Here is a 20,784-nt window from a genome sequence, read left to right on the forward strand (position 1 = left end):
CCCGCGAGCTGTGCTGCCCGGGCGGCACGGGCAGGGCGCAGTGGTAGCAGGGGATCGGGGTGGTCATGGCTCAGTTCCGATGATCGTTCCCACGCTCTGCGTGGGAACGCTTCGCTGGACGCTCCGCGTCCGCTCTTGTGACGCGGAGCGTCACGGGATGCATTCCCACGCAGAGCGTGGGAACGATCAAACAGGTGACGCTCTATTTTTTCAGGTCTTCAGCACCCTGCAGCGGCTCGTCGCCCAGCAGCAAGTCCTTGTCATGGCTGACCTGTTCTTCTTCAAACATACGCCAGGTCCGGTCGCCTTCCACCCCTAGCAGCTCGACGAAGCGGCGGCCTTCGACCTTGTCGGTCACCTGGCCGATGTAGCGGCCGGGCTCGCTGTCGCTGCGGGTCAGGATGATCTTGCGATCCTTCTCCGGCTGGGTCGGCGAAATCAGGTTCAGCTCCAGGGTGCCGGGCCCGCTGTTGCCGGTCAGGTGCAATTCGACTTCGCCGGTCAACTCGTCCAGGTGCACCTTGGCCCGCAGTTGCAGAGTCTGGGCCAGCAGTTCGCGGTCCAGGGAACGGTTGATGCCTTTGCCGGCCTCGTAATAGTTGTCGTTGACCAGGTTGTCGGGGTTGTTCACCGCGATGGTCACCATGGACAAGGTCAACGTCACCGAGCAGGTCAGGATCCCAATGATGATCCAGGGCCAGAGGTGCTTGTACCAGGGGCTTGCGGCAGTAGCTGCGGGCATTGTTCGGCTCTCTATTAACGGACTTGTGGGCCGATGAATCGGCTCTTGGCTTCAATGTGGACGCTGTCGTCATCGGCATCCCTGAGGATGAATTTCACCTCGTTGGTGCTCGACGGCAGTTGTTCCGGTGCGCTCGACAACTCCACCGGCATGCTGAAGATTTCCCCGGCCGCTACCTTGATCTCGCGCCGGCCTTGCAGCTTGAGGTCTGGCAGGCCTGCGGCGTCAAGCACGTAGGTGTGGTCGCGCTGGTCCTTGTTCATGATCTTCAGGCTGTAGACGTTTTCGATCCGGCCCTCGGCGTTTTCGCGGTACAGCACGCGGTCCTTGCTGACATCGAAACCCACCAGCGAGCGCACGAAGAAGGCGGCCACCAACAGGCTGATCATCGCCAGCAGCACCAGGGCATAACCGATCAGGCGCGGGCGCAGCTTATGGGTTTTCTGCCCGGACAGGTTGTGCTCGGTGGTGTAGCTGATCAGCCCGCGCGGGTATTCCATCTTGTCCATGATGTTGTCGCAGGCGTCGATGCAGGCCGCGCAGCCGATGCATTCAATCTGCAGGCCGTCACGGATGTCGATGCCGGTAGGGCACACCTGCACGCACATCGTGCAATCGATGCAGTCCCCCAAGCCCTGGGCCTTGTAGTCGATACCTTTTTTGCGCGGCCCACGGACTTCGCCACGGCGCGGGTCGTAGGAAACGATCATCGTGTCCTTGTCGAACATCACGCTCTGGAAACGCGCATACGGGCACATGTAGATGCACACCTGCTCGCGCAGCCAGCCGGCGTTGCCGTAGGTGGCGAGGGTGAAGAAGCCGACCCAGAAATACGACCAGCCATCCGCCTGGCCGGTGAAGAAATCGAGCACCAGTTCACGGATCGGCGAGAAGTAGCCGACAAAGGTCATGCCGGTGACGAAGCCGATGATCAGCCACAGGCTGTGCTTGCCGAACTTGCGCAGGAACTTGTTGGCGCTCATCGGCGCCTTGTCCAGCTTGATGCGCTGGTTGCGGTCGCCTTCGGTGACCTTTTCGCACCACATGAAGATCCAGGTCCACACGCTTTGCGGGCAGGTGTAGCCGCACCAGACGCGGCCGGCATACACGGTGATGAAGAACAGGCCAAACGCCGCCACGATCAGGATGCCCGACAGCAGGATGAAATCCTGGGGCCAGAAAGTTGCGCCAAAAATGAAGAATTTACGTTCCGGCAGGTTCCACCAGACTGCCTGGTGGCCACCCCAGTTCAGCCACACGGTGCCGAAGTAGAGCAGGAACAAACCGGCACCCCCGAGCATCCGCAGATTGCGGAACAAGCCGGTGAAGGCACGGGTGTAGATTTTCTCCCGCGATGCGTAGAGATCGACGGTGTTATTCGAATTTTTGGCAGGCGGAGTAACGTCATGTACCGGAATCTGGTTGCTCATCATTGCATCCCACGGCAGTGGAGATTTGCCTCGGCCAGTACGTGCCAGCCGGGGTCAAAATAGGGGTGTTGCAGTGGCCTAATGATACGCCCCTGATACCCTTCGACGGGTGCGACCTTTGGTCGCGTTGGGGGAAATCAATTGATGGTGTACGTGATCTGGGTCAATTGACTTGTGAAGTATGGACGGTTTTCGCAGCCTTACCGGTCATTCGTCCCATGGATTGATCAGCGCGACGCCGCTGGATTGAAAGTCGCCGATGTTGCGGGTGACCACTGTCAGCCCATGAACCAGCGCGGTTGCAGCGATCAGTGCGTCACTTTCGTTGGCTTGGTCTGGCACATGCAAGCTGGCACAGCGCAGGGCAACTGCTGCATCAATCGGCAGGATTCTGGCATCAAACGCCGGCATGACATGGCGCTTGAGCCATGTGCGCAAAACCTTCCCCTGGGCGGGATCACGCCGCTCCATTCGCAGGACTCCTGTTTCCAGTTCCTTCAAGGTAATGGCTGAAATATACATCCGTGGCGCGATGACACTTTTGGCCCAGGCGACGACCTTGGCATCGGCCTGGGGTTTGCGCAGTTCAGAGATGACGTTGGTGTCGAGTAGATACATCAAGTGAAGTCCACGGGTCGATGAGTGATCACGGCGCGTTCGGTTTCGAACTCGATATCTGCCGCTTCTGGCATCACCAACAGGTCAACGATGTCGGCATTGAGGCCTGTCAGTTTTTGGTAGTCCTCAATGCTTAGCAGTACATGGGCAGGCTTGCCCCGGTCAGTGATAAAAACCGGGCCTTGGCGGGCGGCTTTTTTGGCACCGCTTGTGTCTTGATTGAATTCACGGCTGGAAATGGTGGTGATGGTCATGGGGGCTAACCTCCGTATGGAGTACGAATGTAGTCACGTTACTACCTGCGGTTTTCTTGATCAATCTCAAATGTAGATGCGTTGCTGGCGGTGACGACTTTTTCGACTTGAAAACAAAACGGCCCCGCCAATCTCCACTGGCGGGGCCGTTTTTTTTCACCGCTTTTCCTCACACGGCGTCTGGCGGCTTGTTCCCATGGGACAGTCCGAAACATACGCCGCCAGCAAGTGCACCTTGCCGTTTCCCTTGCGACTTCCTGGTGTTGAGTAAGTAAATCAGGAGAGGTCTACGGGCCGGTGTGGTGGCGTTTTTATAACTGCTTTTTGCGCTGTTAAATAACCTACAACGATTGGTTAGGAAGCTGACGCTTCTGCGATATCAGTTCTTAGGCCCAAACGAGCCTTTGTTTACACAGAATGAAACGTTTGTTGTAGGAACGCTGATCGCGTTACTGCCACGCAGGAAATGCCGACGTTGAGATCAAGTCTGGATCAGTGTTCGGCAATGTTTTGTAGCAGCGCGCAGCGTTACCACGATGAAACCTTTGATGAGCAATTGTTGAGCGTTATGCCTAGGCCTCTTGCGCGCCGATAAATTTATTTTGTTTTGACGTTATTCAAATCGAGGAAACCAATGACCATTCAACGTGCTAATGACACGCATAATGTTGGAGCCGTTCCACCATCGGCTTCGACGCTGCCAGTATCCTCTGGCATCAGCGTAGAGCAATTCAGTAGTTGGAATGATTATCGGGTGGCCGACCGTCTACTCAGAAACTTTGATAAGTATGCCGACCCTGCGCAACCAGACTACATCACCCGCGACTCTCTACGACAGGTTGCGTATGCCTCTGCGCAGAGTGGCTACAGCAGTGACGACATGAATTTTGCCCGTTCGCTGCTGGAAAATCCTGTACTCATGGAGAAACTCGATGGGTACGGAAAGCATAAGCACGATGGCAAAATCGATCGTGAAAGTATCATAACCGTGGGTCAGAATATGGGGTTTCCCCTGGCCACGATGAGTGATAAAGAACTGGCGCAAAAGCTCCTGAATGAATATGACACCTATTACCCGGAGCGCGGTTGGGGTGGAATTGATCGCAGGGAGGGTGTGACTTACGCTTCACTGAAGAACATCGCGGATGGGACGCGTCATGATCGCGGCCCAGATGAAGCGATGGTCGCGCGGGAAATCTTGAGTCGTCCTGAGTTAGTGGCACAGTTAGGACTGACGGATTGGTCTAAATCGGCTGATCGGGGGGCGATCAACGCTGCTATTAAAAGAATGGACCAAGTGCATGAAGAACGGTAACGCCTCGTCCTCGGGGTAAGTTGAGTTCCACCAATGCCCCATTACCAAAGCCCCGCGCAGCATTGGCTGCGCGGGGCTTTTTGGTTTTAATGCTTACTGCTCCTCAGCTGCCTTGTCTCCATGGGACAGGCTGTAAACATAGGCCGCCAGCAAGTGCACCTTGTCATTGCCCTGCAACTGCTCCTGCGCAGGCATCTGGCCTTGACGGCCATAACGGATGGTCTGCTGCAGTTGCGCGAAGCTCGAACCGTAGATGAACGCGCCAGGGTGGGTCAGGTCAGGCGCGCCCATGGCGGGTGTACCTTTACCGGCGGGACCGTGGCACGCCACGCAGTTGGCGGCGAAGAGTTTCTCGCCGTTGGCCACGTCTGCCTTCGCGCCTTCCGGCAATTTGCGGCCATCGAGGTTGGTCACCACGAAGCCGGCCACATCGGCCACGCCTTGCTCGCCAATGACTTCGGCCCACGCCGGCATCACCGCGTGGCGGCCCTTCATGATGGTTTCCTTGATGGTGGCCGGGTCGCCGCCCCAGCGCCAGTCGGCGTCGGTCAGGTTGGGGAAGCCGTAGGCACCCTTGGCGTCGGAACCGTGGCACACCGAGCAGTTGGAGGCGAACAGGCGGCCACCCATCTTCAAGGCTTGCGGGTCCTTGGCCACTTCTTCGATCGGCATGGCGGCGAACTTGGCGAAAATCGGTCCGAACCGGGCGTCCGACTTGGCCATTTCCTTTTCCCATTCGTGCACGCCGGTCCAGCCGGTCTGGCCATTGGCAAATGGGGTTTGCTTGTCGTTGTCGAGGTAGTTGTAGCCCGGCAGCAGGCCTTTCCAGTTGCCCAGGCCAGGGTACAGCGCCAGGTAACCGAGGGCGAAGATGATGGTGCCGACGAACAGCATGAACCACCATTTGGGCAGCGGGTTGTCGTACTCCTCGATGCCGTCGAACGAGTGGCCGACGGTTTCATCGGTTTGCTCGGCGCGCTGGCCCTTGCGGGTCGACAGCAGCAGCCAGGTCAGGGCGAAAATGGTACCCAGACTGAGGACTGTGACGTACAGACTCCAGAACGTAGTCATTCTTTGTTACTCCTAGACGCTTCCACGACGTGCTTGATGGCTTCGGGATCATCCGCGAAGGGCAGCAACGTCGCGTCTTCAAACTCCGACTTGCGCTTGGGGCTGAACACCCACAAGGCCAGGCCGATAAAGGCCACCATCACGACAACGGTGCCCAGGCCTCGAATCATCCCGATATCCATCCAGATCACCGTTTGCTTTTGATGATGGTGCCAAGGCCTTGCAAGTAGGCCACCAGTGCGTCCATTTCGGTCTTGCCCTTCACGGCCGCTGCCGCGCCGGCGATGTCTTCGTCGGTGTAGGGCACGCCCAGGGTGCGCAAGACTTCCATCTTCTTGGCGGTGTCCTTGCCGTCGAGTTTGTTTTCGACCAGGAACGGGTACGCCGGCATTTTCGATTCGGGCACCACGTTGCGCGGGTTGTACAAGTGCGCACGCTGCCAGTCATCGGAGTAACGACCGCCGACCCGGGCCAGGTCCGGGCCGGTACGCTTGGAACCCCACAGGAATGGGTGGTCCCACACGCTTTCACCGGCGACCGAGTAGTGGCCGTAGCGTTCGGTTTCGGCACGGAACGGGCGGATCATCTGCGAGTGGCAGCCGACACAACCGTTGGCGATGTAGACGTCGCGGCCTTCCAGTTCAAGGGCGGTGCGCGGCTTCATGCCTTCCACCGGCTTGTTGGTCACGTCCTGGAAAAACAGCGGAACGATCTGGGTCAGGCCGCCGATACTCACGGCGATGACCATGAAGAAGGCCAGCAGGCCGATATTCTTCTCGACTACTTCATGCTTCATCAGTGAGCTCCCACAACGGCGATCTTGGTAGCGGCTTCGGCTTCTACAGGGTCGGAGGCACGCACGGTGCGCCACACGTTGTAGGCCATGAACAGCATGCCGCTGGCAAAGATCGCACCGCCCAGGGCGCGCACGATGTAACCCGGATGGCTGGCTTGCAGCCCTTCGACGAAGGAGTAGGTGAGGGTGCCGTCATCGTTGATTGCACGCCACATCAGGCCCTGGGTGATGCCGTTGACCCACATCGAGGCGATGTAGAGCACGGTACCGATGGTGGCCAGCCAGAAGTGCGTGTTGATCAGGCTGACGCTGTGCATCTGCGCACGGCCGAACAGTTTCGGGATCATGTGGTACAGCGCGCCGATGGAAATCATCGCTACCCAACCGAGGGCGCCGGCGTGTACGTGGCCGATGGTCCAGTCGGTGTAGTGGGACAGCGAGTTGACCGTCTTGATGGCCATCATCGGGCCTTCGAAGGTCGACATGCCGTAGAACGCCAGGGAGACCACCAGGAACCGCAGGATCGGGTCGGTGCGCAATTTATGCCAGGCGCCCGACAGGGTCATCATGCCGTTGATCATGCCGCCCCAGCTTGGCGCGAGCAGGATGATCGACATCGCCATGCCCAGGGACTGGGCCCAGTCCGGCAATGCGGTGTAGTGCAGGTGGTGCGGACCGGCCCAGATGTACAGGGTGATCAGGGCCCAGAAGTGCACGATGGACAGGCGATAGGAGTAGATCGGACGCTCGGCCTGTTTCGGCACGAAGTAGTACATCATCCCCAGGAAGCCGGTGGTGAGGAAGAAACCTACGGCGTTGTGGCCGTACCACCACTGAATCATTGCGTCCGTCGCACCGGCGTAGGCCGAGTAGGACTTGAAGAAGCTGACCGGCAAGGACGCATGGTTGACGATATGCAGCATCGCCGTCACCAGGATAAACGCCCCGTAGAACCAGTTGCCGACATAGATGTGCTTGGTCTTGCGCTTGACGATGGTGCCGAAGAACACCACTGCGTAGGTCACCCAGACAATCGCCAGCAAAATGGCGATCGGCCATTCCAGCTCGGCGTATTCCTTGGTGGTGGTGTAGCCCAGCGGCAGGGTGACGATCGCGCCCACGATGACCGCTTGCCAACCCCAGAAGGTAAAGGCCGCCAGTGCATCGGAAATCAGTCGCGTTTGGCAGGTTCGCTGCACGACGTAATAAGAAGTGGCAAACAGTGCACATCCACCGAAGGCGAAAATCACCAGGTTGGTGTGCAACGGGCGCAGGCGTCCAAATGTCGTCCATGGCAGGCCAAAATTCAACTCTGGCCAAACCAGTTGCGAGGCAATGAAAACGCCGAGCCCCATGCCAAGGATCCCCCAGACCACCGTCATAATGGCGAACTGGCGGACTACCTTATAGTTATAAGCAGTCGGACTGATTGCTGTGCTCATTCTAAGGTTCCACGGTTTAGTTTTTTTATAGGGTAAAAATCGGTCGCAAGTATGGAGAAAGCAAGATTCCATTGCAACGCAAGGTGACCTGCGTCAATGCGTTCCAAACCAGATTCTGCGCCCTTTCCATGTTTGGCGTAAGGACAAAATTCAGGGTTAAAAGCTGACGACTTGGACAGGATTTTAAACGGGTCGAAGGTACTTGTAACTGAGTGTGTGTAAACAAGCAGCTCGGGTGACGAATGGCCAGTGGCACGACAGCCGGTAGGTACCAGCCTTTGCGCCTGTCATCGAGCAGAAATGTTTCAACCCATCGAGTGCAAGTCGGCCGTCGACCGGCCAATGCCAGTCCACTGTGCAAACAAGCGTAGACCCGAATGGCAGGAGGGGAAAGTCAGCGATCGGAAGGGTGCGACAATGGGTCGCAAAAAAAGCCGCGCCTGAATCAGGCGCGGCTTTTGGGTGGTGCAGGATTACTCGGGTTGGCTGTCAGGCGTTGCGCCATCAGCATTGTGGGACAGGCTGTAAACATAGGCGGCCAGCAGGTGCACCTTGTCATTGCCTTGCAGTACTTCCTGCGCAGGCATCTGGCCCTGGCGGCCGTGGCGAATGGTCTGCTGCAACTGCGCCAGGCTGGTGCCGTAGATAAAGCCACCTGGCTGCGTCAGGTTCGGTGCGCCCATGGCTTCCACGCCATGGCCTTCCGGCCCGTGGCAGGCGACACAGGTGGTGCTGAATGCCACTTGGCCCGCGGCGACATCCGCGGTGCTGTCCGCCGGCAGCGGCAGGCCTGCCAATTCATGGCGCACATAGGCTGCGACGTTCTTCACACCGTCCTCACCCAGCACTTCACCCCAGGCCGGCATCGCGGCATGACGGCCATTCATGATGGTCATCTTGATTGCATCCGCCGAACCGCCCCAGCGCCAGATGTTGTCTGCCAGGTTCGGGAAGCCGTAGGCGCCCTTGGCGTCTGAGCCATGGCACACCGCGCAGTTGGAGGCGAACAGGCGGCCGCCCATTTTCAGCGCCTGTGGGTCCCTGGCGACTTCTTCCACCGGCATGGCCGCGAATTTGGCGAAGATCGGCCCGAATTTGGCGTCGGCCTTGGCCATCTCCTTGTCCCATTCCTTGGTCTGGGTCCAGCCATCTTCATAGCCCGGCAATACGCCTTTCCAGTTGCCCAGGCCCGGGTAGAGGATCAGGTAGCCGACGGCAAACACCAGGGTGCCGGCGAACAGCATGAACCACCATTGTGGCAGCGGGTTGTCGTACTCCTCGATCCCGTCGAAGGCGTGGCCCATGGTCTGGTCCACGCTGCCCTTGGTCTCGCCCTTGCGGGTGCCGATCAACAGCCAGGTCAGGCCGATCAGGCTGCCGAGGGTCAGTACACAGATCCATGTACTCCAGAAGGTAGTCATGGCCGGTTGCTCCTTGTTGCAGGCTCTTCTTGAGCGTCGGGGGTTGGCGGAAGCGGTTCATCGGCAAACGGCAGCAGGCACGCCTCGGCGAACTCTGCGTTGCGCCGGGAGTTAAACACCCACAGCGACAGGCCGATGAAGGCGATGGCCACGACCAGCGTGCCAAGGCCGCGGATGGTTCCAGCATCGAAATCAAATCCCATGGCTCACCTCTTGCTCTTGATGGCAGTGCCGAGCACTTGCAGGTACGAAACCAGCGCGTCCATCTCGGTCTTGCCCTTGAGGGAGGCCACGGCCCCGGCGATGTCGTCGTCGGTGTACGGCACGCCGAGGGTGCGCATCACCTTGAGCTTGGTCTCGGTGTGGCTGCTGTCGACCGGGGCGGTGACCAGCCATGGGTACGCCGGCATCTTCGATTCCGGTACCACGTTGCGCGGGTTGTACAAGTGCGCGCGGTGCCAGTCGTCCGAGTAGCGCGCGCCGACGCGGGCCAGGTCCGGCCCGGTGCGCTTGGAGCCCCACAGGAACGGGTGATCCCACACGCTTTCACCGGCCACCGAGTAGTGGCCATAACGCTCGGTTTCGGCGCGGAACGGGCGGATCATCTGCGAATGGCACTGTACGCAGCCTTCGCGGATATAGATGTCGCGACCTTCCAGTTGCAGCGCGGTGTAGGGCTTCATGCCTTCCACCGGCTTGTTGGTCACATCCTGGAAGAACAGCGGCACAATCTGGGTCAGGCCACCGATGCTCACGGCGAGCACCATCAGCAGCATCAGCAGGCCGACGTTCTTTTCAATGGTTTCGTGTTTCATCATCGACTCCTCAGGCCATCTGCGCCGCAGCGGCGACTTCGGCGGGTTGTGCCGAACGCACGGTGCGCCAAGTGTTGTAAGCCATCAGGAACATGCCGCTAAGGAAGATCGCCCCGCCCACCAGTCGCACGATGAAGCCTGGGTGGCTGGCCACCAGGGTTTCGACGAAGGAGTAGGTCAAGGTGCCGTCTTCGTTGACCGCACGCCACATCAGGCCCTGGGCGATGCCGTTGACCCACATCGAGGCGATGTAGAGCACGGTGCCGATGGTGGCCAGCCAGAAGTGCGCGTTGATCAGGCCGAGGCTGTACATCTGCTCGCGACCGAAGATTTTCGGGATCATGTGATACAGCGCGCCGATGGAGATCATCGCTACCCAACCCAGCGCCCCGGCGTGTACGTGGCCGATGGTCCAGTCGGTGTAGTGGGAGAGGGCGTTGACCGTCTTGATCGCCATCATCGGCCCTTCAAAGGTCGACATGCCGTAGAAGGCCAGGGAAACCACCAGGAATCGCAGGATCGGGTCGCTGCGCAACTTATGCCAGGCGCCCGACAGGGTCATCATCCCGTTGATCATCCCGCCCCAGCTCGGTGCCAGCAGTACCAGCGACATCACCATGCCCAGGGACTGTGCCCAGTCCGGCAGCGCGGTGTAGTGCAAGTGGTGCGGGCCGGCCCAGATGTACAGGGTGATCAGTGCCCAGAAGTGCACGATGGACAGGCGATAGGAATACACCGGGCGTTCGGCCTGTTTCGGCACGAAGTAGTACATCATCCCCAGGAAGCCGGCGGTGAGGAAAAAGCCTACCGCGTTATGCCCATACCACCACTGCACCATGGCATCCGTCGCACCGCCGTACAGCGAGTAGGACTTGGTCAGGCTGACCGGAATTTCCAGGTTGTTGACGATATGCAGGATGGCCACGGTGATGATGAACGCACCGAAGAACCAGTTACCGACGTAGATGTGCTTGGTGTTGCGCTTCATCACCGTGCCGAAGAACACGATGGCATAGGCCACCCAGACGATGGTGATCAGGATGTCGATCGGCCATTCCAGCTCGGCGTATTCCTTGGAGCTGGTGTAGCCCAGCGGCAAGGTGATCGCGGCCAGCACAATGACCAGCTGCCAGCCCCAGAAGCAGAACTGCGCGATCTTTGGCGCGAACAATTGGGTCTGGCAGGTGCGTTGCACCGAGTAGAAGGAGCTGGCAAACAGCGCGCAACCGCCAAAGGCAAAGATCACCGCGTTGGTGTGCAGCGGGCGCAAGCGGCCGAAACTGGTCCAGGGCAAATTGAAGTTGAGTTCGGGCCATACCAACTGGGCAGCGAGAAAAACCCCGAGCCCCATGCCGACGATGCCCCACACCACCGTCATAATGGCGAATTGGCGGACCACCTTGTAGTTATAGGCGGTACTTAAAGTAGTGTTCATGGTTCCCCATCCACGGTTCAACCCAAGCAAGTGCGGCACTTGGGCTGGAGTTATAGGCAGACTAAAAAGCGAGGCAAGCATGGGCAAAGAGCACAAGGCCAGTATTGACGGGGATCAATGGGCGCAGTGTGTGCGGGAACGCGGCTGGTTGTGGGATGTCGCCACAGGGTCTATCGCGCGTACGCCCACGACGTTGATCCTGGCCCACGGCGCGGGTGCGCCGATGGACTCGGGCTTCATGAACGACATGGCTGCACGCCTTGCCGGGCATGGCGTGAACGTGTTGCGCTTCGAGTTTCCCTACATGGCCCAGCGCCGTGTGGACGGGGGCAAACGCCCACCCAATCCAGCCCCGAAACTGCTGGAATGCTGGCGTGAGGTGTATGCCGAGGTGCGACGTCATGTCGCTGGGAAACTGGCCGTTGGCGGCAAGTCCATGGGCGGGCGGATGGCCAGTTTGTTGGCGGATGAATTGGGTACGGACGCGCTGGTGTGCCTGGGTTATCCGTTCTATGCGGTGGGCAAGCCGGAGAAGCCACGGACCGAGCACCTGGCCGGGCTGAAGACGCCGACGTTGATCGTGCAGGGCGAGCGGGATGCTCTGGGCAATCGGGCGGCGGTGGAAGGGTATGTGTTGTCGCCGAGCATCGAGGTGATGTGGCTGGTGGCGGGGGATCATGATCTGAAGCCGTTGAAGGCTTCGGGGTTCAGTCATGAGCAGCATCTGGAGGCTGCGGCGGTGAAGGTGGCCGGGTTTCTCGGCGCCTGATAGGGCCCTTTTCGCGAGCAAGCCCGCTCCCACATTTGAAATGCATTCCAAATGTGGGAGCGGGCTTGCTCGCGAAAGCGGTTTACCGGTTAAAGCGTTCTACCAGCGAGTACTGGGTATTGGCGGTATGCGTCAGCTCTTCACTCAACTGCGCCGAATTCAACGCCTGTTCCGACGTCTGGTCCGCCAGCAGCGCAATGGTGCTGATATTACGGCTGATCTCTTCCGCCACCGAGCTCTGCTCTTCGGTCGCCGCCGCAATCTGCGCCGTCATATCAGTGATGTGCGCCACCGCCTCGCTGATCCCGATCAGCGCCTGATCCGCTTCCATCACCCGTGCCACACCTTCTTCCGCCTGGCGATGCCCGGCGTCCATGGTCTGTACGGCCGCACTGGCGGTCTGTTGCAGCTTGGCGATCAGCGCATGAATCTGCCCGGTGGACTCGCTGGTGCGCTGGGCCAGTTGCCGCACTTCGTCGGCCACCACCGCAAAGCCGCGACCCATCTCCCCGGCACGGGCCGCTTCGATGGCCGCGTTCAGCGCCAGCAGGTTGGTCTGGTCGGCGATGCCTTTGATCACATCCACCACGCCACCGATTTCGTCACTGTCCTTGGCCAGTTGGGTCACGGTCACGCCGGTCTCGCCCACGGCCACCGACAGGCGCTGAATCGCTTCGCGGGTTTCGCCGGCGATATCACGGCCACGCCCGGTCAGGCGATTGGCTTCCTGGGTGGCATCGGCGGTGCGTTGCACATGGCTGGCGACTTCCTGAGTCGTCGCGGCCATCTGGTTGACCGCGGTGGCCACCTGTTCGGTTTCCACGCGCTGGCGTTCAAGACCGCTGGAGCTGTTATGCGCCAGGGTGTTGGATTGCGCGGCCTGGTCGTTGAGGTGCTCGGCAGTGTCCTGCAGGCGTGTCAGGCAGGTCTTAAGACGCGCCTCCTGGCTGAGGATCGACATTTCCAGGCGCGCCTGGGCGCCGCGGCTGTCGGTGTACATCTGCGCGATCAGCGGGTCTGAGGTGGTCTGTTCGGCCAGGCGCAGCAAGCGCTTGAGCCCGCGTTGTTGCCAGCTCAGGCCCAACAGGCCCAGCGGTACCGACAGCGCCGCTGCCAGGGCAAAGCCCCAGTGGGAATTGAGCCAGACGCCAATCAGGAAGCTCAACTGGCTGACCAGGATAAACGGCAGCCAGTCCTGCAACACCGGCAGCCACTTGTCGCGTCGCGGGATGGCCGGCTTGCCCTGGTTGATGCGCTGGTAAAGCGCTTCGGCACGGCGGATCTGCTCGGCGGTGGGCTTGACCCGCACCGACTCGTAGCCGATCACCTGGTTGCCGTCGAAGACCGGTGTCACATAGGCGTTGACCCAATAGTGATCACCGCTCTTGCAGCGGTTCTTGACGATGCCCATCCATGGCAAGCCTTGTTTGAGCGTGGACCACATGTGTGCGAACACTGCCGCCGGCACATCCGGATGACGAACCAGGTTGTGCGGGGCACGCAGCAGTTCGTCATGGGAAAACCCACTGATCTCGACGAAGGCGTCGTTGCAGTAGGTGATCACGCCTTTGGCATCCGTGGTGGAGATCAACCGTTGCTGAGCGGGGAAGGTACGTTCGCGCTGGGTAACGGGTTGGTTATTACGCATGATTGTTCAATCCGCAAGGCTTTGACAGGTTGTCGACCGTCGCGGGGTTTTATTTAACTTATTTTTTGCAACAATCGGCGCAGCCTCAGCCCGCCAGCATCGGATAGGTAAACAACCCGAAATGCAGCAGGTTCAGCCCGAAGTGCGTAACGATCGCCGCGCCCAATCCGCCAAAGCGATACGCCAGGCCGTAGCCCAGGCCTGCGATGGTCGCCAGCAGGGTCCACTGCCAGCCTGCGCCCAGGTGTACCAGGCCGAACAACAGGGCGGCCAACAGCAGGGCGAGGTTTTCACCATAGGGCAATTGCTTGAACCGTCGGCTCAGGCCGCCCTGGATATAACCGCGGAACAGCGCTTCCTCCACCAGGGTCACCAGCAGCAGGTTATTCAACACCCATAGCCAGGCCTGCTCCGGCCACTTCGGGGCCCAACTGATGACGCCCAGCAACGCAGCGCCGCCCAGGGCGGCAATCGCCGTCAGTGTCAACGCCAGGGCGGTGGCGTAGATCGACAGGCGCAGGGACCGGCGCGCAACAATCCACGGGCAGGCCAGCAGCAGCCAGAAGCCAATCAGCGGTTTGTCCTGGTTCAGGTACATCGAGAAAGGCACGGCGTCGTCCGTAAAGCGCTGCGGGGCGATCCCGCGACCGTTGTAGAACCCCGGCAGCCAATGCATCGCCAGCCCCAGCGCCAGCACGATAAACAGCCCGTGGCCCAGATAGCGTACCCACGGGTTTCGCTGTTGCCGCACGGCAAACCCGGCCAACAGCAGCATGGCGACGGAAAGCGCCGCCATTAACCCCAATTGCCCGTAGCTCAAGGCAAGTACATAGCCGATGGAAAGAAGCGCCAGGTACAGCCATGGCAATGCAAGCATGGGGAATCCTTGTGACAGTCAAAATCTGAGGGCGGCAGTATACCGAGCGTCACCGACGGTAAAAATGAAAACACCGCCAGGGAAGGCGGTGTTTTGGGTAGCGCGTGTCAGTTACGAGGCAATCAGCTGCCGCAACACGTAGTGCAGGATCCCGCCGGCCTTGAAGTATTCGACCTCATTGAGGGTGTCGATGCGGCACAGCACTTCGACCTTCTCGCTGCTGCCATCCTCACGGGTGATCACCAGCGTCAGGTTCATGCGTGGCTCGATCTCGGCGTTGGTCAGCCCGAGGATGTCGATCTTCTCCTTGCCGGTCAGCTTGAGTGCCTTGCGGTTCTGGTCCAGCTTGAACTGCAGGGGCAGCACGCCCATGCCCACCAGGTTGGAGCGGTGAATCCGCTCGAAACTCTCGGCAATCACCGCCTTTACCCCCAGCAGGTTGGTGCCCTTGGCCGCCCAGTCACGGCTTGAGCCGGTGCCGTATTCCTGGCCGGCGATCACCACCAGCGGGGTGCCCGAGGCCTGGTATTTCATGGCGGCGTCATAGATCGGCATTTTCTCGCCGGTAGGGATGTAGATCGTATTGCCGCCTTCCTCGCCGCCGAGCATTTCGTTGCGGATGCGGATGTTGGCGAAGGTGCCGCGCATCATCACTTCATGGTTGCCGCGACGCGAGCCGTAGGAGTTGAAGTCCCGCGGTTCGACGCCTTGCTCGCGCAGGTATTTGCCGGCCGGGCTGTCGGTCTTGATGTTGCCGGCAGGGGAGATGTGGTCGGTGGTCACCGAGTCCCCCAGCAATGCCAGCACGTTGGCGCCCTTGACGTCTTCGATCACCGGCAGCGGGCCGCCGATGTCGTCGAAGAACGGTGGGTGCTGGATGTAGGTGGAGTCCTTCTGCCACACGTAGGTTGCAGCCTGCGGCACTTCAATGGCCTGCCACTGTTCATCACCGGCAAACACCTCGGCGTATTCCTTGTGGAACATCTGGGTGCTGACTTGCGCAACGGCGTCGGCGATTTCCTTGCTGCTGGGCCAGATGTCCCGCAGGTATACCGGTTTTCCGTCAGAGCCGGTGCCCAGTGGTTCGCTGCTGATGTCCATGCGCACGGTGCCGGCCAGGGCATAGGCCACCACGAGGGGCGGGGAGGCCAGCCAGTTGGTTTTCACCAGGGGGTGCACCCGGCCTTCGAAGTTACGGTTGCCCGAGAGCACCGAGGCCACGGCCAGGTCGGCTTTCTGGATGGCTTTTTCGATCGGCTCGGGCAGCGGCCCGGAGTTGCCGATACAGGTGGTGCAGCCATAACCCACCAGGTCGAAGCCCAGCTTGTCGAGGTATTGGGTCAAGCCTGCCGCTTTGTAGTAATCAGTCACGACTTTGGAGCCCGGCGCCAGGGAGGTTTTCACCCAGGGCTTGCTCTTCAGTCCTTTCTCCACGGCCTTTTTCGCCACCAGGCCCGCCGCCATCATCACGCTCGGGTTGGAGGTGTTGGTGCAGGAGGTAATGGCCGCGATCACCACCGCGCCGTTTTTCAAGCGATAGGTCTGGCCTTCGAAGTCGTAGTCGGCTTCACCGATCAGGTCGGCGTTGCCCACCGCAACACCGCCGCCGCCTTCGCTCTCCAGGCGGCCTTCTTCCTTGTTGGTGGGTTTGAATTGCAGGTCGAGGAAGTCGCTGAAGGCTTGGCCGACGTTCGGCAGGGAAACGCGGTCTTGCGGACGTTTTGGCCCCGCGAGGCTGGCTTCGACGCTGCCCATGTCCAGCGCCAGGCTGTCAGTGAAGATGGGCTCCTGACCGGCGTTGCGCCATAGGCCCTGGGCCTTGGTGTACGCCTCTACCAGCTTGACGGTTTCCGCAGGACGGCCTGACAGGCGCAGGTAGTCCAGAGTCACGTCGTCCACCGGGAAGAAGCCGCAAGTGGCGCCGTATTCCGGGGCCATGTTGGCGATGGTGGCGCGGTCTGCCAGGGGCAGGTCAGCCAGGCCATCACCATAGAATTCGACGAATTTCCCGACCACGCCTTTTTTGCGCAACATCTGGGTGACGGTCAGCACCAGGTCGGTGGCGGTGATGCCTTCTTTCAGCTTGCCGGTGAGCTTGAAGCCGATCACTTCCGGGATCAGCATCGACACCGGCTGCCCGAGCATCGCGGCTTCCGCTTCGATCCCGCCCACTCCCCAGCCCAATACGCCGAGGCCGTTGATCATGGTGGTGTGGGAGTCGGTGCCTACCAATGTGTCGGGGAAGGCGTAGGTGCGGCCGTCTTCATCCTTGGTCCACACGGTGCGGCCGAGGTATTCCAGGTTGACCTGGTGGCAGATGCCGGTGCCCGGTGGCACTACGCTGAAGTTGTCGAAGGCGCTCTGGCCCCAGCGCAGGAAGGCGTAGCGTTCGCCGTTGCGCTGCATTTCGATGTCGACGTTTTCCTGGAAGGCGCCGGTGGTGGCGAACTTGTCGACCATCACCGAGTGGTCGATCACCAGGTCCACCGGTGACAGCGGGTTGATGCGTTGCGGGTCACCGCCGGCCTTGGCCACGGCGGCGCGCATGGCGGCCAGGTCGACCACGGCGGGCACGCCGGTAAAGTCTTGCATCAGCACCCGGGCGGGGCGGTATTGGATCTCGCGGTCGGAGCGGCGCTCCTTGAGCCAGGCGGCAATGGCCTTGAGGTCGGCGCCGGTGACGGTCTTTTCGTCTTCCCAGCGCAGCAGGTTTTCCAGCAGCACCTTGAGGGACATCGGCAGCTTGTCCAGATCACCCAGGCTCTTGGCGGCTTCGGGCAGGCTGAAGTAGTGATAGGTCTTGTCGTCGATCTGTAAGGTTTTAAGGGTTCTCAGACTATCAAGGGATGACATTACATGACTCCTTATGGTCCGCACGGCTACGGACCTGACGGGACGAACAGAGCTTACAAATTAGCCCTGTTTTAAGTAGCTGGCTAATTACTGGACTCTATCAATAAGTCCAAGGTTCCGAACTCGGCTATCATGCGCGCGTTTTCATGACAGGCATTGCGCTATAGCAAGCCCGTGATCCAGGAGAGTTGATGAACACCCTTTTTATGCACTGCCGCCCGGGTTTTGAAGGCGAAGTCTGTTCCGAGATCGCGGAACACGCCGCACGCCTGAACGTTTCGGGCTATGCCAAGGCCAAGACCGGCAGCGCCTGCGCCGAATTTGTCTGCACCGAAGAAGACGGCGCCCAGCGCCTGATGCGCGGCCAACGCTTTGCCGAGCTGATCTTCCCGAGGCAGTGGGCGCGCGGGGTGTTCATCGACTTGCCGGAAACCGACCGTATCAGCGTGATCCTCGCGCACCTGCGGGATTTCCCGGTGTGCGGCAGCCTGTGGCTGGAAATGGTCGACACCAATGATGGCAAGGAGCTGTCGAACTTCTGCAAGAAATTCGAAGTTCACTTGCGCAAGGCGCTGATGGCCGCCGGCAAACTGGTGGAAGACGCCAGCAAGCCGCGCCTGCTGTTGACCTTCAAGAGCGGCCGCGAAGTGTTCATGGGCCTGGCCGAGTCGAACAACTCGGCCATGTGGCCGATGGGCATCCCGCGCCTCAAATTCCCGCGGGACGCGCCAAGCCGCTCGACCTTGAAGCTGGAAGAGGCCTGGCACCACTTTATCCCCCGTGATCAGTGGGACGAGCGCCTGCACAGCGACATGACCGGCGTCGACCTCGGCGCAGCGCCTGGCGGCTGGACCTGGCAACTGGTCAACCGCGGCATGCTGGTGACCGCCATCGACAACGGCCCGATGGCCGAAAGCCTGATGGATACCGGGCTGGTGCAGCACTTGATGGCCGACGGCTTTATCTACACCCCCAAGCAGCCGGTGGACTGGATGGTGTGCGACATCGTCGAGAAACCGGCGCGCAATGCGGCCCTGTTGGAAACCTGGATCGGCGAGGGACATTGCCGCGAAGCAGTGGTCAACCTGAAGTTGCCGATGAAGCAGCGTTATGCCGAAGTGAAGCGCCTGCTTGAACGCATCGCGGAAGGCTTCAAGGAACGTGGCATCCGGGTGGAGATCGGCTGCAAGCAGCTGTACCACGACCGTGAAGAAGTGACCTGCCATTTGCGCCGGTTGGATGTGAAGAAGCCAAAGGCCCGGTAAACGCTGCTCAATGTAGGAGCGAGCTTGCTCGCGAAAAAACCGAGGGCGCCGCTGGCTACCTGGCGCCCCGCGTTACCGTTAAAATGCCGGCCTGTTTAGGAGTAAACCATGAGCCTGACCCCTGATTTACCCGTCGATGCCGTCCTCGACGCCACCGGCCTCAACTGCCCGGAACCGGTGATGATGCTGCACCAGCACATCCGCGACCTGGCGCCCGGTGGCTTGCTCAAGGTGATCGCGACCGATCCGTCGACCCGTCGCGACATCCCCAAGTTCTGCGTGTTTCTCGACCATGAACTGGTGGACCAGCAGGAGCAGGCCGGTACCTACCTATACTGGATCCGCAAGAAATCGGCTTAAGCCCGGCGAATCCGCTTGCGTGCGCTGCGCACCAGGCGGATCACCAACATCGCCGCGGCACAGCTCAGGCCCACGATCAGCCCCTGCCACAAGCCGCTCGGGCCGCGGGCCTGGCCCAGCCACTCGGTCAGCCCCAGCGCGTAGCCCACCGGCAAGCCCACGCCCCAATACGCAAACAACGTCAGCACCATGGTCACCCGAGTGTCCTGGTAACCACGTAGTGCGCCGGCGGCCGTGACCTGGATCGCGTCCGAGAACTGAAACAGCGCCGCAAACACAATCAGCATCGCCGCCACCTGGATCACCAGCGGGTCCTGGGTGTAGATGGTGGCGATCTGTTCGCGAAACAGCAGCATCAGGCTGCAAGACAGGCAGGCATACACCAGCGCGGTGCCCATTCCGACACCTGCGGCAAAGCGCGCCTCACGGGGTTCGCCACGGCCCAGGGCCTGGCCCACGCGCACGGTGACCGCCATGCTCAGGGAATAGGGGATCATGAACACCAGCGAACTGAAGTTCAGCGCGATCTGGTGCCCGGCCACCACCGTGGCGCCGAGGCTGCCGATCAGCAGCGCGATCACCGCAAAAATGCTCGACTCGGCGAACACCGCGATCCCGATGGGCAAGCCAATGCTCAACACACGCTTGATCACCGACCATTGCGGCCAGTCAAAGCGCTTGAACAGCTCGCTGCTCTGATACACCGGTGCCCAGCGGGTCCAGGCGGCCAGGCCGAGCATCATCACCCACATCACGATCGCCGTGGCCCAGCCGCAACCGATGCCGCCCATGGCCGGCACGCCGAAGTGGCCGTAGATGAACACATAGTTCAACGGAATATTCAGCGCCAGCCCGCACAGGCCCATGACCATGCTCGGCCGCGTTCGGCCCAGCCCGTCGCTGAAGCAGCGCAGCACGTAATACAACGCAATGGCCGGCATGCCCGAAGCGATGCCGTGCAGGTAGCCCATGCAGGGCTTGATCAACTCGGGATCAACCTTCATCAGGTGCAGGATCGGTTCGGCGCTGATCAGCAACAGCAGCGCGGTAATTCCCACCACCAGTGCCAGCCACATCGACTGGCGCACCAGCGGGCCGATTTCACCGTGGGTGCCGGCACCAAAGCGCTGGGCGACTTTCGGCGTGGTGGCCAATAGGGTGCCGGTCATCAGCAGGTACACCGGGATCCAGATGGAGTTGCCCAGGGCGACCGCCGCCAGGTCTCGGGAGCTGACACGCCCGGCCATCACGGCATCGACGAACCCCATGGCGGTGGTCGCCAGTTGCCCGATCATGATCGGCAGCGCCAGGGCCAGCAGGTTGCGCACTTCAAGGCTGACGCGGGCGGGGCGAGAAAGGGCGGTGGTGGTTGTGGCAGTGTTCACGTACAGATGTCCGATAGGGGGAGCGCAGGACGGCGCATTCTACGCCTTGACGTGTTGGTCAGGAAAAAACCTGTGTTGTGGATTTGTAAACACATCCCCGCGCAAATGCAGCGTTTTGTGGCGAGGGCGCTTGCTGTGGTGAGGGAGCTTGCTGTGGCGAGGGAGCTTGCTCCCGCTGGGCTGCGCAGCAGCCCCATAACGGGCAACCGACGTGTACCTGAAAAAACACGGCGCTTCATTTCGGAGCGCTGCGCACTCCAGCGGGAGCAAGCTCCCTCGCCACAAGGA

Annotated in this window: 20 protein-coding genes; 4 read left to right on the plus strand and 16 right to left on the minus strand. The window is 60.6% G+C overall.

Features of this window, described 5'->3' with window-relative positions; genetic code table 11:
• Positions 1-202: 202 nt before the first annotated feature.
• The 4 genes from HX786_RS20855 to HX786_RS20870 all read right to left on the minus strand — a co-directional run bounded on the left by HX786_RS20855 (position 203) and on the right by HX786_RS20870 (position 3,044).
• Positions 203-742, minus strand: a complete 540-nt coding sequence (locus tag HX786_RS20855; protein WP_008437568.1) for a FixH family protein — start codon at positions 740-742, stop codon at positions 203-205.
• A gap of 14 nt (positions 743-756) precedes the next feature.
• The gene (ccoG, locus tag HX786_RS20860) at positions 757-2,172 is read right to left on the minus strand and encodes a cytochrome c oxidase accessory protein CcoG (RefSeq protein ID WP_102368382.1); all 1,416 of its coding nucleotides are present in this window, start codon (positions 2,170-2,172) and stop codon (positions 757-759) included.
• Between the two features lie 207 nt (positions 2,173-2,379).
• On the minus strand, positions 2,380-2,790 hold the full coding sequence (locus HX786_RS20865; RefSeq protein WP_102368383.1) for a type II toxin-antitoxin system VapC family toxin: 411 nt from the start codon (positions 2,788-2,790) through the stop codon (positions 2,380-2,382).
• On the minus strand, positions 2,790-3,044 hold the full coding sequence (locus HX786_RS20870; protein WP_003219024.1) for a type II toxin-antitoxin system Phd/YefM family antitoxin: 255 nt from the start codon (positions 3,042-3,044) through the stop codon (positions 2,790-2,792). The genes HX786_RS20865 and HX786_RS20870 overlap by 1 nt, the downstream gene beginning before the upstream one ends.
• Before the next feature lie 634 nt (positions 3,045-3,678).
• On the opposite strand from HX786_RS20870, the gene HX786_RS20875 reads away from it, so the two are divergent.
• Positions 3,679-4,359 (plus strand): hypothetical protein, encoded by a 681-nt coding sequence (locus tag HX786_RS20875; RefSeq protein ID WP_023659084.1) that lies wholly within the window; start codon positions 3,679-3,681, stop codon positions 4,357-4,359.
• Between the two features lie 93 nt (positions 4,360-4,452).
• Here HX786_RS20875 and ccoP (HX786_RS20880) read toward each other — a convergent pair whose 3' ends face one another.
• The 8 genes from ccoP (HX786_RS20880) to ccoN (HX786_RS20915) form a co-directional block, all read right to left on the minus strand.
• Complete coding sequence (ccoP, locus tag HX786_RS20880; RefSeq protein ID WP_003219020.1) at positions 4,453-5,430, minus strand: cytochrome-c oxidase, cbb3-type subunit III; 978 nt, start codon at positions 5,428-5,430, stop codon at positions 4,453-4,455.
• Positions 5,427-5,612: a CcoQ/FixQ family Cbb3-type cytochrome c oxidase assembly chaperone gene (locus tag HX786_RS20885; RefSeq protein WP_008437575.1), complete on the minus strand. Its 186-nt coding sequence runs from the start codon at positions 5,610-5,612 to the stop codon at positions 5,427-5,429. The genes ccoP (HX786_RS20880) and HX786_RS20885 overlap by 4 nt, the downstream gene beginning before the upstream one ends.
• A 5-nt stretch (positions 5,613-5,617) precedes the next feature.
• Complete coding sequence (gene ccoO / locus HX786_RS20890) at positions 5,618-6,226, minus strand: cytochrome-c oxidase, cbb3-type subunit II (RefSeq protein ID WP_003193167.1); 609 nt, start codon at positions 6,224-6,226, stop codon at positions 5,618-5,620.
• On the minus strand, positions 6,226-7,668 hold the full coding sequence (ccoN, locus tag HX786_RS20895; RefSeq protein WP_003219015.1) for a cytochrome-c oxidase, cbb3-type subunit I: 1,443 nt from the start codon (positions 7,666-7,668) through the stop codon (positions 6,226-6,228). The genes ccoO (HX786_RS20890) and ccoN (HX786_RS20895) overlap by 1 nt, the downstream gene beginning before the upstream one ends.
• A gap of 473 nt (positions 7,669-8,141) precedes the next feature.
• Entirely contained in the window at positions 8,142-9,089 is a 948-nt protein-coding gene (ccoP, locus tag HX786_RS20900) for a cytochrome-c oxidase, cbb3-type subunit III (protein ID WP_177046095.1), read from the minus strand.
• Positions 9,086-9,292 carry a cbb3-type cytochrome c oxidase subunit 3 gene (locus HX786_RS20905; protein WP_177040100.1) on the minus strand — a complete coding sequence of 69 codons (207 nt, stop codon included), beginning with the start codon at positions 9,290-9,292 and terminating at the stop codon, positions 9,086-9,088. Before HX786_RS20905 ends, ccoP (HX786_RS20900) begins: the two co-directional genes overlap by 4 nt.
• Before the next feature lie 3 nt (positions 9,293-9,295).
• Positions 9,296-9,904 carry a cytochrome-c oxidase, cbb3-type subunit II gene (gene ccoO / locus HX786_RS20910; protein WP_003219010.1) on the minus strand — a complete coding sequence of 203 codons (609 nt, stop codon included), beginning with the start codon at positions 9,902-9,904 and terminating at the stop codon, positions 9,296-9,298.
• Positions 9,905-9,914: 10 nt separating this feature from the next.
• Complete coding sequence (ccoN, locus tag HX786_RS20915; RefSeq protein WP_003219009.1) at positions 9,915-11,339, minus strand: cytochrome-c oxidase, cbb3-type subunit I; 1,425 nt, start codon at positions 11,337-11,339, stop codon at positions 9,915-9,917.
• A 79-nt stretch (positions 11,340-11,418) separates the two neighbouring features.
• On the opposite strand from ccoN (HX786_RS20915), the gene HX786_RS20920 reads away from it, so the two are divergent.
• Positions 11,419-12,108: an alpha/beta family hydrolase gene (locus HX786_RS20920; RefSeq protein WP_178912544.1), complete on the plus strand. Its 690-nt coding sequence runs from the start codon at positions 11,419-11,421 to the stop codon at positions 12,106-12,108.
• An 82-nt stretch (positions 12,109-12,190) separates the two neighbouring features.
• Here the strand turns inward: HX786_RS20920 and HX786_RS20925 are convergent, their stop codons facing one another.
• The 3 genes from HX786_RS20925 to acnA all read right to left on the minus strand — a co-directional run bounded on the left by HX786_RS20925 (position 12,191) and on the right by acnA (position 17,486).
• On the minus strand, positions 12,191-13,756 hold the full coding sequence (locus HX786_RS20925; RefSeq protein WP_008437582.1) for a PAS domain-containing methyl-accepting chemotaxis protein: 1,566 nt from the start codon (positions 13,754-13,756) through the stop codon (positions 12,191-12,193).
• Positions 13,757-13,841: 85 nt separating this feature from the next.
• On the minus strand, positions 13,842-14,633 hold the full coding sequence (locus HX786_RS20930) for a CPBP family intramembrane glutamic endopeptidase (RefSeq protein WP_003219003.1): 792 nt from the start codon (positions 14,631-14,633) through the stop codon (positions 13,842-13,844).
• A 111-nt stretch (positions 14,634-14,744) separates the two neighbouring features.
• Complete coding sequence (acnA, locus tag HX786_RS20935) at positions 14,745-17,486, minus strand: aconitate hydratase AcnA (RefSeq protein WP_178912545.1); 2,742 nt, start codon at positions 17,484-17,486, stop codon at positions 14,745-14,747.
• A 191-nt stretch (positions 17,487-17,677) separates the two neighbouring features.
• Here acnA and rlmM point away from each other — a divergent pair, with 191 nt between their 5' ends.
• Both rlmM and tusA read left to right on the plus strand, forming a co-directional pair.
• Positions 17,678-18,751: a 23S rRNA (cytidine(2498)-2'-O)-methyltransferase RlmM gene (gene rlmM / locus HX786_RS20940; RefSeq protein WP_003219000.1), complete on the plus strand. Its 1,074-nt coding sequence runs from the start codon at positions 17,678-17,680 to the stop codon at positions 18,749-18,751.
• Between the two features lie 108 nt (positions 18,752-18,859).
• Positions 18,860-19,111, plus strand: a complete 252-nt coding sequence (tusA, locus tag HX786_RS20945) for a sulfurtransferase TusA (protein WP_003218998.1) — start codon at positions 18,860-18,862, stop codon at positions 19,109-19,111.
• Here tusA and HX786_RS20950 read toward each other — a convergent pair.
• Entirely contained in the window at positions 19,108-20,496 is a 1,389-nt protein-coding gene (locus HX786_RS20950; RefSeq protein ID WP_003218996.1) for an MATE family efflux transporter, read from the minus strand. The genes tusA and HX786_RS20950 overlap by 4 nt on opposite strands.
• Between the last annotated feature and the right edge of the window lie 288 nt (positions 20,497-20,784).

Origin of the sequence: Pseudomonas sp. 21615526 (assembly GCF_013386245.1) — a bacterium.
Taxonomy (GTDB): Bacteria; Pseudomonadota; Gammaproteobacteria; order Pseudomonadales; family Pseudomonadaceae; genus Aquipseudomonas.

Excerpts from the sequence above, each read along its gene's own strand:
- HX786_RS20855 (WP_008437568.1), bottom strand. The coding sequence starts at position 742 with ATGCCCGCAGCTACTGCCGCAAGCCCCTGGTACAAGCACCTCTGGCCC.
- ccoG (WP_102368382.1), bottom strand. The coding sequence starts at position 2,172 with ATGAGCAACCAGATTCCGGTACATGACGTTACTCCGCCTGCCAAAAAT.
- HX786_RS20865 (WP_102368383.1), bottom strand. The coding sequence starts at position 2,790 with ATGTATCTACTCGACACCAACGTCATCTCTGAACTGCGCAAACCCCAG.
- HX786_RS20870 (WP_003219024.1), bottom strand. The coding sequence starts at position 3,044 with ATGACCATCACCACCATTTCCAGCCGTGAATTCAATCAAGACACAAGC.
- HX786_RS20875 (WP_023659084.1), top strand. The coding sequence starts at position 3,679 with ATGACCATTCAACGTGCTAATGACACGCATAATGTTGGAGCCGTTCCA.
- ccoP (WP_003219020.1), bottom strand. The coding sequence starts at position 5,430 with ATGACTACGTTCTGGAGTCTGTACGTCACAGTCCTCAGTCTGGGTACC.
- HX786_RS20885 (WP_008437575.1), bottom strand. The coding sequence starts at position 5,612 with ATGGATATCGGGATGATTCGAGGCCTGGGCACCGTTGTCGTGATGGTG.
- ccoO (WP_003193167.1), bottom strand. The coding sequence starts at position 6,226 with ATGAAGCATGAAGTAGTCGAGAAGAATATCGGCCTGCTGGCCTTCTTC.
- ccoN (WP_003219015.1), bottom strand. The coding sequence starts at position 7,668 with ATGAGCACAGCAATCAGTCCGACTGCTTATAACTATAAGGTAGTCCGC.
- ccoP (WP_177046095.1), bottom strand. The coding sequence starts at position 9,089 with ATGACTACCTTCTGGAGTACATGGATCTGTGTACTGACCCTCGGCAGC.
- HX786_RS20905 (WP_177040100.1), bottom strand. The coding sequence starts at position 9,292 with ATGGGATTTGATTTCGATGCTGGAACCATCCGCGGCCTTGGCACGCTG.
- ccoO (WP_003219010.1), bottom strand. The coding sequence starts at position 9,904 with ATGAAACACGAAACCATTGAAAAGAACGTCGGCCTGCTGATGCTGCTG.
- ccoN (WP_003219009.1), bottom strand. The coding sequence starts at position 11,339 with ATGAACACTACTTTAAGTACCGCCTATAACTACAAGGTGGTCCGCCAA.
- HX786_RS20920 (WP_178912544.1), top strand. The coding sequence starts at position 11,419 with ATGGGCAAAGAGCACAAGGCCAGTATTGACGGGGATCAATGGGCGCAG.
- HX786_RS20925 (WP_008437582.1), bottom strand. The coding sequence starts at position 13,756 with ATGCGTAATAACCAACCCGTTACCCAGCGCGAACGTACCTTCCCCGCT.
- HX786_RS20930 (WP_003219003.1), bottom strand. The coding sequence starts at position 14,633 with ATGCTTGCATTGCCATGGCTGTACCTGGCGCTTCTTTCCATCGGCTAT.
- acnA (WP_178912545.1), bottom strand. The coding sequence starts at position 17,486 with ATGTCATCCCTTGATAGTCTGAGAACCCTTAAAACCTTACAGATCGAC.
- rlmM (WP_003219000.1), top strand. The coding sequence starts at position 17,678 with ATGAACACCCTTTTTATGCACTGCCGCCCGGGTTTTGAAGGCGAAGTC.
- tusA (WP_003218998.1), top strand. The coding sequence starts at position 18,860 with ATGAGCCTGACCCCTGATTTACCCGTCGATGCCGTCCTCGACGCCACC.